The 13,522-nt window shown below is 71.7% G+C and carries 13 protein-coding genes and 2 pseudogenes; 4 read left to right on the forward strand and 11 right to left on the reverse strand.

The annotated features are described in order from the left end of the window. Positions 1-408: 408 nt before the first annotated feature. Positions 409-1,968, reverse strand: a pseudogene (locus ACFPCY_RS41190) (ISL3 family transposase); the annotation flags it as partial. Positions 1,969-2,172: 204 nt separating this feature from the next. On the opposite strand from ACFPCY_RS41190, the gene dmpI reads away from it, so the two are divergent. Then, positions 2,173-2,355 carry a 4-oxalocrotonate tautomerase DmpI gene (gene dmpI / locus ACFPCY_RS41195; protein ID WP_378264994.1) on the forward strand — a complete coding sequence of 61 codons (183 nt, stop codon included), beginning with the start codon at positions 2,173-2,175 and terminating at the stop codon, positions 2,353-2,355. A 275-nt stretch (positions 2,356-2,630) separates the two neighbouring features. Here dmpI and ACFPCY_RS41200 read toward each other — a convergent pair. The 6 genes and pseudogenes from ACFPCY_RS41200 to ACFPCY_RS41225 form a co-directional block, all read right to left on the reverse strand. Then, positions 2,631-2,779 (reverse strand): annotated as a pseudogene (locus ACFPCY_RS41200) (IS5/IS1182 family transposase); the annotation flags it as partial. Between the two features lie 361 nt (positions 2,780-3,140). After that, positions 3,141-3,965, reverse strand: a complete 825-nt coding sequence (locus ACFPCY_RS41205) for a hypothetical protein (protein WP_378264996.1) — start codon at positions 3,963-3,965, stop codon at positions 3,141-3,143. Positions 3,966-4,652: 687 nt separating this feature from the next. Continuing rightward, positions 4,653-4,940: a hypothetical protein gene (locus ACFPCY_RS41210; RefSeq protein ID WP_378264998.1), complete on the reverse strand. Its 288-nt coding sequence runs from the start codon at positions 4,938-4,940 to the stop codon at positions 4,653-4,655. A gap of 21 nt (positions 4,941-4,961) precedes the next feature. Further along, positions 4,962-5,609, reverse strand: coding sequence for a DUF6245 family protein (locus tag ACFPCY_RS41215; protein WP_378265000.1), 648 nt, complete (start codon positions 5,607-5,609; stop codon positions 4,962-4,964). Between the two features lie 670 nt (positions 5,610-6,279). Continuing rightward, positions 6,280-6,600, reverse strand: coding sequence for a hypothetical protein (locus tag ACFPCY_RS41220; protein WP_378265002.1), 321 nt, complete (start codon positions 6,598-6,600; stop codon positions 6,280-6,282). A 97-nt stretch (positions 6,601-6,697) separates the two neighbouring features. Next, the gene (locus ACFPCY_RS41225) at positions 6,698-6,931 is read right to left on the reverse strand and encodes a hypothetical protein (RefSeq protein ID WP_378265004.1); all 234 of its coding nucleotides are present in this window, start codon (positions 6,929-6,931) and stop codon (positions 6,698-6,700) included. 589 nt (positions 6,932-7,520) lie between these two features. Here ACFPCY_RS41225 and ACFPCY_RS41230 point away from each other — a divergent pair. Further along, positions 7,521-7,892 (forward strand): hypothetical protein, encoded by a 372-nt coding sequence (locus tag ACFPCY_RS41230; protein ID WP_378265006.1) that lies wholly within the window; start codon positions 7,521-7,523, stop codon positions 7,890-7,892. Here ACFPCY_RS41230 and ACFPCY_RS41235 read toward each other — a convergent pair. Together ACFPCY_RS41235 and ACFPCY_RS41240 are read right to left on the reverse strand one after the other, a co-directional pair. Then, the gene (locus ACFPCY_RS41235) at positions 7,871-8,512 is read right to left on the reverse strand and encodes a serine hydrolase domain-containing protein (RefSeq protein WP_378265008.1); all 642 of its coding nucleotides are present in this window, start codon (positions 8,510-8,512) and stop codon (positions 7,871-7,873) included. The genes ACFPCY_RS41230 and ACFPCY_RS41235 overlap by 22 nt on opposite strands. A 367-nt stretch (positions 8,513-8,879) precedes the next feature. After that, a complete protein-coding gene (locus ACFPCY_RS41240; protein WP_378265010.1) occupies positions 8,880-10,010 on the reverse strand; it encodes an FAD-dependent oxidoreductase in 1,131 nt (376 codons plus the stop codon). Positions 10,011-10,110: 100 nt separating this feature from the next. On the opposite strand from ACFPCY_RS41240, the gene ACFPCY_RS41245 reads away from it, so the two are divergent. Further along, positions 10,111-10,884: a TetR family transcriptional regulator gene (locus ACFPCY_RS41245; protein WP_378265012.1), complete on the forward strand. Its 774-nt coding sequence runs from the start codon at positions 10,111-10,113 to the stop codon at positions 10,882-10,884. Between the two features lie 102 nt (positions 10,885-10,986). On the opposite strand, the gene ACFPCY_RS41250 is transcribed toward ACFPCY_RS41245, so the two are convergent. Beyond that, positions 10,987-11,496, reverse strand: coding sequence for a DinB family protein (locus tag ACFPCY_RS41250; protein WP_378265014.1), 510 nt, complete (start codon positions 11,494-11,496; stop codon positions 10,987-10,989). A 28-nt stretch (positions 11,497-11,524) separates the two neighbouring features. After that, positions 11,525-12,106, reverse strand: coding sequence for a hypothetical protein (locus tag ACFPCY_RS41255; RefSeq protein ID WP_378265016.1), 582 nt, complete (start codon positions 12,104-12,106; stop codon positions 11,525-11,527). Positions 12,107-12,374: 268 nt separating this feature from the next. On the opposite strand from ACFPCY_RS41255, the gene ACFPCY_RS41260 reads away from it, so the two are divergent. Then, positions 12,375-13,499, forward strand: a complete 1,125-nt coding sequence (locus ACFPCY_RS41260) for a cytochrome P450 (RefSeq protein WP_378265018.1) — start codon at positions 12,375-12,377, stop codon at positions 13,497-13,499. Positions 13,500-13,522 lie beyond the last annotated feature (23 nt).

Below are 13,522 nucleotides of genomic sequence, written 5' to 3' on the forward strand. Positions count from 1 at the left end.
GCGTCAACACCAAGACCAAACTGATCAAGAGACAGATGTATGGCCGGGCAGGCTTCCATCTCCTGCGCCACCGCATCCTCCTGCAGTAGCCCCACCCTCCGTTACCACCGAAAGAACGACAGAGCCGAAAACCGTACAGTCCCCTCGCATGGGCGCAGGGGACGACGGTGGCCATGCGGTCGATGGGACGCCATCGAGGTCGGCTATCCCCGCGGGCGCTGGGACGACGCGTGTCCCATGGCTGGACCTCCCAGGGGCCGGGGACCATCCCCGCGGGCGCGGGGCGACTTGCCGGACCAACTGCCTGAGTAGACCTGATCGGGACCATCCCGCGGGGGACTGTACGGTTTTCGGCTCTGTCCCGTAATCGGTGGTAGCGCTGCGTGATGCACACTCGAGCAGGATGCGGTGGCGGAGGAGGTCGAAGCTGGCACGGCCGTGCATCTGTCTCATGATCCGTTTGGTGCGGGTGTTGACGCCTTCGGTGCGGCCGTTGTGGAAGGGCAGGGTGAGTGCGGCGTCGATGGCGGCGCGGTCGAGGTCGATGCCGTTGACGAAGCCGTGCAGGTAGGGCAGGTCGGCGCCGCGAACGTCGGTGATCCAGGTGGTGAGCTTGGTGTCGTTTCCTTCGGCGGGGGTGAGGAGCTGGGCGAACCCGCTGATGAGGCGGGCGAGTTCGGTGAGTTCGGGGCAGCTGGCGGTCAGGTCGTAAAGCAGGGCGTTGTCCTTATCGCGGCGGTGCTCGGGCTGGCTGAGCAGGAGCCGGGCGAGGTGGCGTGGAGTGGTGACGGGCCGGTCTCCTTCGGCGCGGCCCTGGTTGAGGTAGCGGTAGAGGAGGTTGAGGCTGCCGGTGTAGCCGAGCTGCTTGATCTCCTTGAGGAAGCTGGGTGACCGGAACGGCGGGGTCTTCGGCGCGACGGGCGCGCAGGTGGTCGCGGTAGGGGTCGACGAGGGTGGGCCGGTAGCGCGGTGCGATCCGGAGCTCTTCGGGTTCGCCGCGGCGCGAGTAGCGTTGACGGTGCCCAGGGAGATGTTCAACCTTCGGGCGCATTCGAGCAGGCCGACGCCCTGGTCGAGGAGGGCGTGGACCTGCTGCCAGCGTTCCCGGGTGGTCTGTTCCCGGTCGCCTGCGGGGCGGGGCGGGTTGACCGTCGCCCAGCAGGCGGTGTGGGAGCGGACCTCCGACAGGGCCTTGTCGCAGAGGCTGAGCCACAGGTCCCACCGATCGCCGACCTGGACCGCGTCGGGCAGGGCCTGGCGGATCGCCTCGGCGTAGACCGGCGAGCCGTCCCGGCACACGACCTCGACGCCCGGATGCGTCCCCAGCCACTCCTGCAAGGCTTCGGCGCCGCGACAGGGCAGGACGTCGACCGGTTCACTGGTCCCGGCGCTGATCAGGATCGTGGCGTACCGCTGCCGGCCCTTCAACGCGAAGTCGTCCACGCCCAGCACCCTCGGCACCCGCAGCGGCGGGAGCGGCAGCCGCGCCAACAAACGCAACGCGACCGACCGCGACAGCGCCCAGCCGGCCGACAGACGGGCGCTCGCCCGTCCCGCCGGCTCCCGAACCATCGCGCCCAGTTGCTCGGCCAGCCGGCTCGTCCGGCGTTGATACCGCTCCAGCAGGCCGGGCACCTGCTCGCGGAACGTCCCCCTGGGGCAGTTCCACCGCCCGCACCGCAGCCGCCGCACCCGCACCCGCACCCGCACCCCGACGATCACACGGCGGCCGTCAACCGGCACGTCCGTCACCGTCCGACCGCACCAACCATGCACCTGCCGCGTCGGCGTCCCGCACACCGGGCACGGCACCGGATCACCACGCGTGCGAGCTGCGACCCGGATGCACTCACCCTCATCCACGACCCCCTCGACGAACAGCGCGGACAACCCCGAGAACACCGCGCCAACCAGCGCGTCGACCTCCAGCACCCTCCAGGCTGACACGAGATCACACAGAGCTACCACCGATTACGGGACAGAGCCGAAAACCGCACAGTCCCGGCATCCGAGAACCAGGTCTTCAGCTGGTCTCACGTCCGTTGGTTGTCGGTGTCGCCTGTTGGGTGTTGGCCGACCCGTCGCGCCGTGGGCTTTCCTGGGTCTCGAACGCGGGACCGGCTCATCCGCCCCGCGGCAACCACGTGAACCACCGCTAATCAGGAGGCAGCCGTGCCCGTCGTGACCGTTCAGCAGGGCCCCCGCGACATCGAGCTCAAGCGGGAGCTGATCAAGAAGATCACCGATGCGTTCGTCGAGACCTACCGGATTCCGGCCGAGACGGTGATGGTCTTCATCGAGGAGACCCCCGCTGACAGCTTCGGCGTCGGTGGGAAGCTCGCCGCCGACAAGTGACCTCTGCGCGAAGCGCGCAGGTGCGCAGATTCCCGAAAGTGCGTCGGCAGGAACCTGCATGTCAATCGCCCTCCGAGGGCTGTAGGGCTGTCGATTCCCGCTGAGAGCATCCGTTTCCCAACCTCGTAACTCGCGCCCAGACCAGAAGGGAAAGCAGCCAAGACGAAGCTGGTCCCGATCCTGACGACGGTGGTGTGTGAACTTACCGGCTGATCGTGGTTGGTTGAGTGGTCAGTGAGCCGTTTCCATCATGCGCGAGCTGAGACTTCGCGGTTCTAAAGAACGCTGATGGCCTTGACGAAGTGGCCGGCAGGATCGGGGCAGCAGCGGAGCTTACTGAGGATCTCCCATGATCTGAGCTGGCGTTCGCGCGTTCACCCGGGCCGCGGAGCTTGGCATGCGACTCGTCGGCCTGCTTCTGTGACGGTATGCGGGCGGTGTGTCGGGCCTCTGTGCGGCGCGATGCCCCGGCGTGGACGTGTGGGTCGCGGCCGCCCCCGAGGATCTGGGAAACGGGCTGGTGCGCCTGCTGGTGTCGGAGAGGGGCCGTCCCGAGCAGCCCAGGGGGTGACCGTGGACTACGAGGCTCACGCTGGCACGGGCGCTGCGGCCGAGTCGGCCGTCATTACGGCGGATACCTGGGCTGAGGAGCGCTACGGGACACCTAACGAGTTCTTCGCACCGGCCGCCATCTGCCCCGGCTTGGATGAGCAGGAGAAGCCACCCGACCGTCTCGGCTGTAGCTGTTCGGTCCCGGCCCCGCCACCCCAGCCGCGGGCCGCCCACTACTTGCGGTACTGGGAGGCTTCCCTGGCGATGGCCTCCAACTCGCCCAGGACAACAGGGTCAGCCTCGATTTTCTGAGCGGACAGGTTCAGATGCTCGGCCCGCTCGATGAGGTTGATGATGTTGATGATGTTCTGTCTGGTCCAGTGCAGCCGCTGGGCCAGTTCTTCGACATCGATGAGCGTCTGGTCGCGGTCGCCTTCCGACACCTGCCGGTCTGTCTTCGCCGCCGCCCGATCGCGGCCTGCGGCGAACCGGTTCTGCGCGTTGGAACGCCGGGCATGACGCTCGTTCAGCCGGTCCACCTGCAAGGTCAGCAAGAACGCCCGCAGCGCCGCCCGATCCACGCGGTTGGAGGCCCGGTCCTCCTCAGCGGTGCGGCGCTGCTCCTTGGACGTTCGCCGTTCGACCGACTGCTCGGCGGCACGGTCATCACGCAACTCGGCAAGGCGCAGCAGGTCCGACATCCGCGCGGCGGTGGCCTCCGCCGTCAGGGCGGATTCGACCGCCCGCGCGGCCCGCACCGCAGCCCGCGCGTCGCGGTCCTCAGCCGCAGCGTCTCGGCCCTCGGCAGCCAGGTCGCGGACCTGACCGACCTCTCGGCGCCGCTCAGCCGCTGCCACCGCGCCGAAATCACGGCCCAAAACTTGATCACGGTCTGGACTGAGGCCGGCGTCAGGGGGCGCCTCGGCCTCACCGGCCGCCGCCCGCCCGCGCAGAGCCGCCGCGACCCGCACTGCCAGGACGCTCAACGGATCGTCGGGATGCTGCGCCGCCAGCCCCTCCAGCAGCACCACGACAGCGCCGACTTCGCCCCGGTCCAACAATCCTCCACGCCTCCCCGGCCAGAGAACCGACCCCGCCACCCAAGCCTAGACCGACCTGTCAGGCCGCCGACAGAACTCCGATCCCCACGAACAGGCTCACGACGCGTAGCGGGGTGGGCGGGCGCTCGCGGGGCGAGCTGTTCGGGCGTCTACCCGGTGCAACGTCGTCCCCAGGGAACCGTGGGCGGAGGCCGCGAACCGAGGACGTTCGGTAACCACCCCGGACCCGGCGGTTGAGTCGAACTCCGCGGGGATTGTGGTGCGAGCCAGTGTGCTCCCCACGCGCCGGTGAGACGGCACTGTCCTGCACGAGGCCTAACCGATCACCGGGTTTGCGGACAGTACCGATGTGCGAGGACCACCTGAAGACCGCCCCGTCAAGACGCCAGACACCCGGGCGCGGTCGCGTGCCCTGCCGGTGTCGTCCGAACCAACCAGTGACCACTTCAAGTAGTCATCTGCATTCCAACGGTTACCGTCCGTGGCGGGCCGCAAAACCCCTCAGGCCGGGGCCGGTTCGGGCCGTCGTGAGTGGTCCCGGCGATCTGCCGGACCAGCCGCCCGCGCTGCCGCGTGGTCAGCGCGGGGTCGGCCGCCTCGCGAATGAGCTGGTATTTCCAGAGCGCGACCTGCTGGGCGCGCTCGGCCCGTCGACGGGCTTCTTCGTCCGCCTTGGACACGCGATCATCGCCGCGAGCGCGGCTCGGAATGGTGTCCCGGCGGCTGCGGGGAGAACATCCGGTCGGCGAGGAAGCCCGCCAGCAGGGTTGTGAACGCCGCCCGTATCCGTTCAGCCCTCGAGGAGAACCGGCGCAGCCAACCCCGCGCCGTCTCCGCAGGCCGGCCGAGCCCGGCCGCGATCCGCCGATGTCCCTTGCCCGCCGCGGAGACCTCCACCGCCGCGCCGATCACCTCGACCACGTCCGCCCGCCGCGCCAGCACCCCCACCGGCGGCAGCACAGTCGCGAACACCGCCTTCGCCGAGCGGCGTGCTCAGCCGAACAGTCCTTCGGCTCCGGCGAGCAGATCCTCCAGGACGTCGATATTGGCGATCGCGTCGGTCGGCTCGGTCCGGGCCGCGCGCAGCTCGTCCCGCAGCTCGTCCCGCTGCGCGGCGACCGCCTCGATCGACGGCTCGGCGAACAGGCGCTGTCCGGCAGCGATCCCGCCGAGCATCCGCTGGAGCGCGTAGGCGGCGTGCGCGGCGCCCAGCACGATCGGCCCGGAGGCGGGGTCGGTCGCGGCCTCGCGCAGCGGCCCCGACACCCGCAGCGTCTGCCAGCGCAGGAACTCCGCCCACTTGCCCGGGTCCACCTCCCCGGTGTCGGGGTCCAGCATCCCGCAGGTGGACAGCTGCTCGGCGTGCGCGGCCGCCGTGGCGTCGGCGTCGCCGGCGGCCAGGGGCTCGGCGAGCATCGCGTGCAGCTGCACCGCGCCCAGCAGCGCGTTGGCCAGCCGCTTCCGGTAGGCGTCGGCGCCGCCGAGCCGGGCCGCCTCGGCCTCATGCTCGGCCGCAGTCCCGGTGCCGCCAAAGCAGTCCAACGCGGCCAGCGCGGCCGTGAACTGCAGGGCCGTGGCCAGGGCGCCGGTGAACGGGCGGTCGCATCCTGGTTGCTCAAGCGCGCACGCTACGGCCGCCACGGGCGGCGCGGACGAACGCTCAGCAAGATATGCAAAACGCAGGGTTTTGCCGGGCGGCCCGAGCGCGGACCGGATCACGCACGCGCGTTTTTGGGCATGCAACGTTGTCGCCGCAGGTCGGGGGGGCGGCCTTGGGTTCGGCGGGTGCGTCGACGAGCGCCTGGTGGACGCGGAGGGCTCGCCGCCCTCCGAACCTCCCGCTCCCCCGGTGCGAGCGGGCCGTCAACGCGTACGTGTACCCGGTGACGTCCGGGCCGGACGGCGGGATGTGTACCACGGTACATATCGGCTGGCAGCTCGTCCGGGCGCCTACCGGCGGGGCCTAACCGGGGTCCACCCGTGCGGCGGAGACCGCCCGGACGCGCCGTGGGCCTACCTCGGTACGCCCCCGGTAGGGCCCGCCGGTAGAGGAGGCGCGGACGGACGCGCGCCCCCGCTCCCCCGCCTCGGCGGGGGAGCGCGTCCGTCCACGCCCCCTCTGACCTGCGCGAGACACAGGGAATCCCCGGAGGCGACCCCGCCAGCCGCGCGCGGTGAGCGCCTGGGTGTAGGCAGCCATCATCTGCTCCAGCTCGGCCGGGCCGAGTCGCCTGTCAGTGGCGGCGGCGACGCTGAACGGCTCCTCGCCGTGCCCGACCACGACGTCGAACCTGCGGACGGGAGTTCCCAGTCACTGGTCCCACGTGCAGTAGTCCCACCGGTGGATGCCGATCGTCTTCTCGCAGTGGAACGTCTCGCTCTTTCCGCCTCCCAGGTCCTCCTTGACGAACACCTCCCCCCGATCCCCGCTGCCGGACACGTGCTTGCACCCGCTCCCGTAGAGCAGATATCGGTGTGTCGAGGTGAGCACGCCCGTCTCGCAGGTGTACCGGGCGCCGACCAAGGCGGCCCGGGACTGCGCGGCGGGTGGTGCAGCGGGCTGGGCGGCAGCCGGCAGTACCGCAGTCGACAGCGCGACGGTGGTCAGCGCGAAGGCGATCGGACGGGACATCACACACCTCTTTCACGGTCGGTGCCGGGCGCACTCTGCGGTCCTGCCACCCCCGCCGTCCGACCAACCTCCCCCGGTCGCACCCGTCACGCTGGCCTCACCGCAACACCGGACGCCGGAGGACACCTGCCCGCACCGGCCACGCCGCCCACGGGACGCCAGCATGGGCGGCGGGCGGCGGGTCAGCCGGGGACCGCGGGTGTGAGAAGCAGCCCACCCAGTCGTGCTCGAAGACGGCCTGCTGGCAGTGGACCGTCCGGGCGGGGAACGGCTGCACGTTCATCAGCAGCTTCTTGACGTAGGTCTCGTGGGGGTCGCCGCTGCCGGACACGTGCTTGCAGCCTGTGCCTGCCAGGGCCCAGGAGTTGTTTCTCGAAGACCATCGAGCCGTTCTCGCAGGTGGTCTTGGTCGCGGCCACCGCGGGCAGGGCCGGGGCAGTGACCAGGCCGGCGGCCAGCGCGCCGACGGCGGTCAGCGCGGCCAATCGACGCGTGGTCAGAGGAGACGACGGACGGAACGTCACACACCTGCTTTCGCAGTCTGGAGCGGGGCGCACCCTGCGGTTCCGCCACCCCCGCCGTCCCGCCAACCTGCCTGTGCCGCACCCGTCACCCCGGCCTCACGCGCACGATGTACCGGGCCCCGCCACACCCAGCACAAAGATCAGCCGTCACTGTCCGCACTCATGGTGGAGCGGTGGGGCCGCTGCGTCGACGTCGCGTTACGACACGCCCGCTCCCTTGGCTCCCGGGCCGCTTCCGGCCGCCAGACCGAGATCATCACGCACCGTGACCGACACCGGAGGCCGGTGGGCCCCGGCAGCATCACCGCTAATTTCTGCACTCAGCCTCCTCGCGGACCGAGTTGGGCGGGCAAAGGGCGCCCTAGACGTCACTCCCACCCCCAGCACGCGTCCGAGGTGTTGTTCACGCCGGCCGAGGCCGAGGTCGAGTGGCCGCGGGGCCGTACTCAGGATGAGCATCATCTGCTGGCGCTGGTGGTGTGGCTGAAGTCCTACCAGCGGCTCGGCTACTTTCCGAAGGTCGAGGATGTCCCGGCGGCGGTGGCCGGGCACGCCGTGCGGGATGGGCGGCGGGACGGCTGCCCGGCTCCCGACGATCGCGGCGGGGAGGGAAAGCCTTGCGAACCGCCCGCCAGGCCCGCCAGTCCGGTCGCGTTCGTTACGCCGACCTGGTGGGCGCTGTCGCCGCTCCGGGCGGCGCGCGCCTGGCCGGGAAGGCCGGACGCGTTGTGGTGTGCGGCCTGCTGTCAGTCGTTGATGGCCTGGTAGAGGGTGGTCCAGAAGTCGTGGATGGCCATCGAGGAGTCCGGGGTGGACATCCCGGTCTGGGTGAGCAGGATGCCGACGAGCCCGTGGTGGGGGTCGGCGTAGGTGGTGGTGCCGGCGCCGCCGTCCCAGCCGAACTGGCCGATGGGGGCGTAGTCGCCGCGGTAGGTGCGCACCGCCATCCCGCATCCCCAGCCGCCGTGCTGCCCGGTGCCGTGAGACAGGTGGACGACGCTGCGGGCCCAGGCCTGGCGGGCGGCCAGTTGCTCAGGCGTGAGGCGGTTGGTGGTCATCAGCTCCACGGCGGGCCGGGACAGGATCCGCTCGCCCTGGTGGATGCCGCCGTTGAGCAGCATGCGGAAGTAGGCGTGGTAGTCGTCGGCGGTGGAGTCCAGGCCGCCGCCGCCGGACTGGAACGCCGGGGGCTTGTCGTGGTGGCCTCCTTGGGCCGGGTCCTCCACGAGGAACTCGCCGGTGTGGGGATCGGGGGCGTACAGGGGCGGGAACCGGTCGATCTTGTCGGCGGGCACGTGGAAGGCGGTGTCTCTCATGCCCAGGGGGTCGAAGATGCGCTCGCGCAGGAACGTCTCGAAGGACTGGCCGGTGACCCGGGCGACCAGCACTGAACGTCATCGCGCGCCTCTGCGCCAGCGTCATCTCCCCCAGGGCTCCGCCCTCACGCCTGGCCTGCTCCCGGCGGGCCGCGGTCAGTGCCTCCAGTTCGTCGTCGTAGGTGCCGGCCGACCGGGGCGTCTCCGTCGTGTCGTAGTACATCCCCGTGTACCGGGTCGCCCCGGTGCGCTTGCTGAGCTTTTTGGTTACGTACGGTTGCCGCATCGAATCCTCGTCTGAACGGAAGAACGAGTTAGCGAACCGGGGCTAGTGGACTGCCTGACACAGCCCAGAACCAGCCATCACCACGCTGGATTAAAAGGTATACTCACCTGCCACTTTACTTAAAATCAACGCTTCGGCCGAGTCTGGGAGGCTTCAGGCGGACTTTGCGGCGGCGAAGAAGTCGAGCAGGCTCTGCGGGGTCGCGTCGCCGAAGAGGATGTCGTGCATCCGGACGGCGTCCTCGGCCTCGGCGGCGGAGCGCGGGAACAGGGCCCGCTCGTACTCGGCGAGCGCGGTCTCGACGTCGCCGGGGTGGGCGGCCAGGGCCCGGCCCAGCTCGGCGCCGTCGTACATGGCCAGGTTCGCCCCCTCACCCGACGGCGCGGAGAGGTGCGCGGCGTCGCCGAGCAGCGTCACACCCGGCACGCGGTCCCAGCGGTGCCCGGCGGGCAGGGCGTGGAGCGGCCGCAGCACCGGCGGGACGTCGGCGTCGGTGATCAGCGCGGTCAGCTCCGGCGCCCAGCCCTCGAACTCCGCAGCGATCCGGGCCGCGGACGCGGCGGCGTCGCTGAAGTCGATCTCGGCGAACCAGTCCCGCGGCTTGGACAGCACGACGTAGGCGTGCAGCGTCCCGCCGCTCTCCCGGTGGGCCTGGATCGCCTTCCCCGGCGCGAGCGTGAGCAGCGACCCGCCGCCGACCGCCGCCGCGGTCGCGGGGTGCCGGTCGTCGCCGTCGAACAGCCAGGTCTCGACGAACGACCTGCCGATGTACTCGGGCACCGCAGCGGAGACCAGCGGCCGGACCCGCGACCACGCGCCGTCCGCGCCGACGAGCAGGTCGGTGCCGGTGGTCGTCCCGTCGGCGAAGGTCACCTCGTGCTTCCCGCCGCCGAGCGGGCGGACGTCCGTCACCTTGTGCCCCCACCGCACGGTGCCCGCCGGGAGCGAGTCGAGCAGCATCCGGCGCAGCTCCCCCCGCTGCACCTCGGGCCGTCCGCCGGTGCCGTCGTCGGGCTCGTCCAGCAGGACGGTCCCGTCCGGTGCGAGGACCCGCGTCGCCTGGTGCCCCTCCAGGACGAGCCCGCGGAACTCCTCGATCAGCCCCGCCGCCTCCAGGGCCGGCTGGCCGTTGCTCTCGTGGATGTCGAGCAGCCCGCCCTGGGCCCGCGCGGTCGGCGAGGCCTCCGCCTCGTAGACCGTGGACGGGATCCCGTGGACGTGCAGGACGCGGGCGAGCGTGAGCCCGCCCAGCCCCGCGCCGATGATCGTGACGTGCGTGTTCATGATTCCCCCCGGTTCGGCGACGGACGATGCGGCGCCCCATATGGAACGTCGTTCCATAACCAATATGGAACAACGTTCCAGCATGTGTCAAACTGGGGACATGCCACGGACCCGAGGACGAGCCCCCGCCGGGGGACGCGCCGACGCCCTCTCCCGCGAGATCGTCGTCGGCGCCGCCGTCGCGCTGCTGGACGAGCTCGGCGAGCGCGGGCTGACCTTCCGGGCGCTCGCCCAGCGCCTGAACACCGGCACCGGAGCGCTCTACTGGCACGTCGCCGGCAAGGACGAGCTCGTCGCCCTGGCCGCCGACCAGGTCCTCGGCCGCGCCCTCACCTCGGCGCCCGTCCCAGCCGCCGATCCGGACCCGGCCGCCGCCTCAGCCGAGGGTCCCGCCTCCACCCCGGCCGCCGCCTCAGCCGACGGTTCCGCCTCCGCCCCGGCCGAAGAGGCCCTCGCGGAACTGCGCGCCCTCGCCCTCGCCGTCTTCGACGAGCTGGACCGGCATCCGTGGGCCGCGTCCCGCGTCACCACGCCGCCCACGCTCCCCAACGCGCTGCGCCTCCAGGACGGCATCGGCATGCTCGTCACGCGGGCCGGCGCCCCGCCGGAGCGCCGCTTCGCCGTCTCGACGGCGGTCTTCTACTACATCACCGGTGTCGGCGCCCAGATCATCGCCCCGAGCGTCACCGTCGCGCCGTCCACCGACCGCGAGACCTACCTGGCCCGCACCGCCGAGCACTGGGAGAGCCTCGACCCGGCCGAGTACCCGTTCCTGACGGGCATCACCGCCGACCTGCGCGACCACGACGACCGCGACCAGTTCATCACCGGCCTCGACCTCCTCCTCGACGGCCTCGGCCGTCCCCGCCCGTAACCCCCTCCTCGGCGCCGGTCGTCCGGCCCGCCGGGCTAGGTGAGGTCGAGGTGGCCGCGCCGGAGCCGCCGGGAACCACCCTGACCGGACGGCACCGTCCGGTCAGGCCCGGCCGCGAGCGCCGTCGAGGATCTGCTCGCGGAGGATGTCCGCGTGGCCGCCGTGCTGGGCCAGCTCGCGCAGCATGTGGAGGTAGACCCAGCGCAGCGGCAGCGGGCCCCGGCGGTTGCCGCGCACGAGGTCGTCCAGGCCGAGGTCCTTCGTGGCCTCGCGGGACGCCGCGCACGCCTCGCGGTAGGCCCGCTGGACGGACTCGACCGTGTCGCCGGGGGTCAGATCGAACGACTCGTCCGGGGTCTCGGGAATGCCGATCTCGCTCCGGGGACGGCACGTGACCGCCTCGTCGAACCAGACCTTCTCGATGAACGTGGCGTGCTTGACCAGGCCGAGCAGCGTCGTCTTGGACGGGACCAGCGACCGGCGGGCCTGCTCGTCGGTCAGCCCGTCCAGGCAGGCGTGCATGTGCGCGCGGTGCTCGTCCAGGAACGTCTCGAACTGGTCGCGCAGGGAGCCGCGCAGCACGGCGGGCTCCGTCGTCGGGAGGACGGTCATGATCGCCACCCTAGGGGACGCCGGGCCGCTACCGGGAGCGGCGGCGGACGCGGCCCCACGGTTTGTAGACGGAGATGACGGTCGCGAAGGTGAGGGCGGTGAGCGACACCGCGGGCGGGAAGAACAGCTTGTCCACCGGTTCGCTGGACGGCGTCCCCGTCAGCAGCCGCTCGCCGTAAGTCGCGACCGGTCCCATCCCCGGCCGCAGCGCGAAGAAGATGAGGGCGCAGAGCGCGAGGTTGAGCACCAGCTTGACGGCCACCCACCAGTACCGCACCAGTCCCCACTTGGTGCCGAGGCCAAGCACCACGCCGCTGACGAGGCAGATCAGCGCGGAGCCCAGCATCGGCCAGACCACGAACGCCGCCAGCGCCCGGTAGGCCAGGCTGCGCAGGTTCACGTCGTCCGCGAACCGGCCCGTCAGCACCAGGACCGCGACGATCACGTCGATGCCGATCCACGCGCCCGCCGACACCACGTGGACGACCAGCATCGCGCGCCGCACCCCGCGGGAGATCCGCCACCTCGGCGCGGGCACGGCGGCGCGCTTCGGGGCCGGGAGCGTCACCGTGCCGCCTCGCGGCGCATCGGTACCGGGACGTGCGGTCATGGTCGGCTCCTTGTGGGGCGGATCTCGTCGGGGGATCTCGCACCGTCAGCATCACCGGCAGGACGGGACCGGGGCATCCGTCCGGGAGCGGCTCCCGCCGTACGCCCCACGGCGTACGAGGGCCCCGGGAAGAGCCGCCGCCGGGCCGATGCCTCCACGCGCGGAGCGTCCGGACCGCTCGGAGCATTCGGACCGTTCGGACCGTTCGGAGCGCTCGACGGGCGGCGAGTCGCTGTGGACCATGGAGGGGGCTCGGCCGGGAGGTGCCATGGACGGCGGGAACAGCGGACGCGATCGGCTGCCGGAGCTCACGGCTCCCAGCGGGGACGTGATGCGGGCGGTGTCGGCGCACGCCGACGTCCGGCGGGTGCTGGCGGACCCCCGGTTCAGCCGGGAGCTGCGGCGCGGCGGGCCGCGGCTGGCCCGCGGCGGCGACGTCAGCAACGACCGTCACTCGCTGCTCAACATGGACCCGCCCCGGCACACGCGCATCCGGCGGATCGTGGCGGGCGCGTTCACGCCGCGCCGGACGGCGGCGTGGCGTCCGCGGATGGAGGCGATCGCGGCCGAGCTGGCGGACGGGATGGCCGTGCGGGAGATGCCGTGCGATCTGGTCGAGGCGTTCGCGTTCCCGCTTCCGGTCCGGGTGATCTGCGAGCTGCTCGGAGTCCCGGACGGCGACCGGGAACGCTTCCGCCGGTGGGCCGACGCGGCGCTCTCCACGGGCACCGAGGGCGCCGCGCGGCGCTCCGCGACCGGGAAGCAGTTCCGCGGCTACGTGGAGGCGCTGATCGCCGCGCGGAAGGCGGCGCCCGGCGACGCGCTGATCGACGTGCTGATCGCGGCCTCCGACGAGGACGGCGACCGGCTGTCCGGCCCGGAACTGGTCAGCCTGGTCATCAACATCATCTCGGCGGGCCACGAGACGACCGCGCACCTGCTGGCGACGGCGGTGTTCACGCTGACGACCGGGGGCCGCTGGCCCGTGCGGGTCACGCCGGGCCTGGTGGAGGAGGTGTTGCGGCACGACACGCCCACCGCGGTCGCGCTGCCGCGGCTGGCGCTGGAGGACGTCGAGCTGGCGTCCGGCTCCGTGCGCGCCGGGGACACCGTGCTGCCGATGCTCGCCGCCGCGAACCGGGACGCGACCGTCTTCGCCGACCCGGACGAGTTCGCACCGGACCGTCCGACCGACGGCGCGTCCCATGTGACGTTCGGGCACGGGCCGCACTTCTGCCTCGGCGCGAACCTGGCGCGGCAGGAGGTCGAGGTCGCGCTCGAAACGCTGGCCGAGCGGTTCCCGAAGCTGGAGACGGCCGTCCCGGCGGACGAGGTCCCGTGGCGGTCCGGCGGCCTCGTGACGGGCCCGGAGCGCCTGCCGGTCCGCTGGTGACCGCGACATAGCGTTTTCAACCG

Origin of the sequence: Actinomadura gamaensis, from assembly GCF_042652125.1 — a bacterium.
Lineage (GTDB): Bacteria > Actinomycetota > Actinomycetes > Streptosporangiales > Streptosporangiaceae > Spirillospora > Spirillospora gamaensis.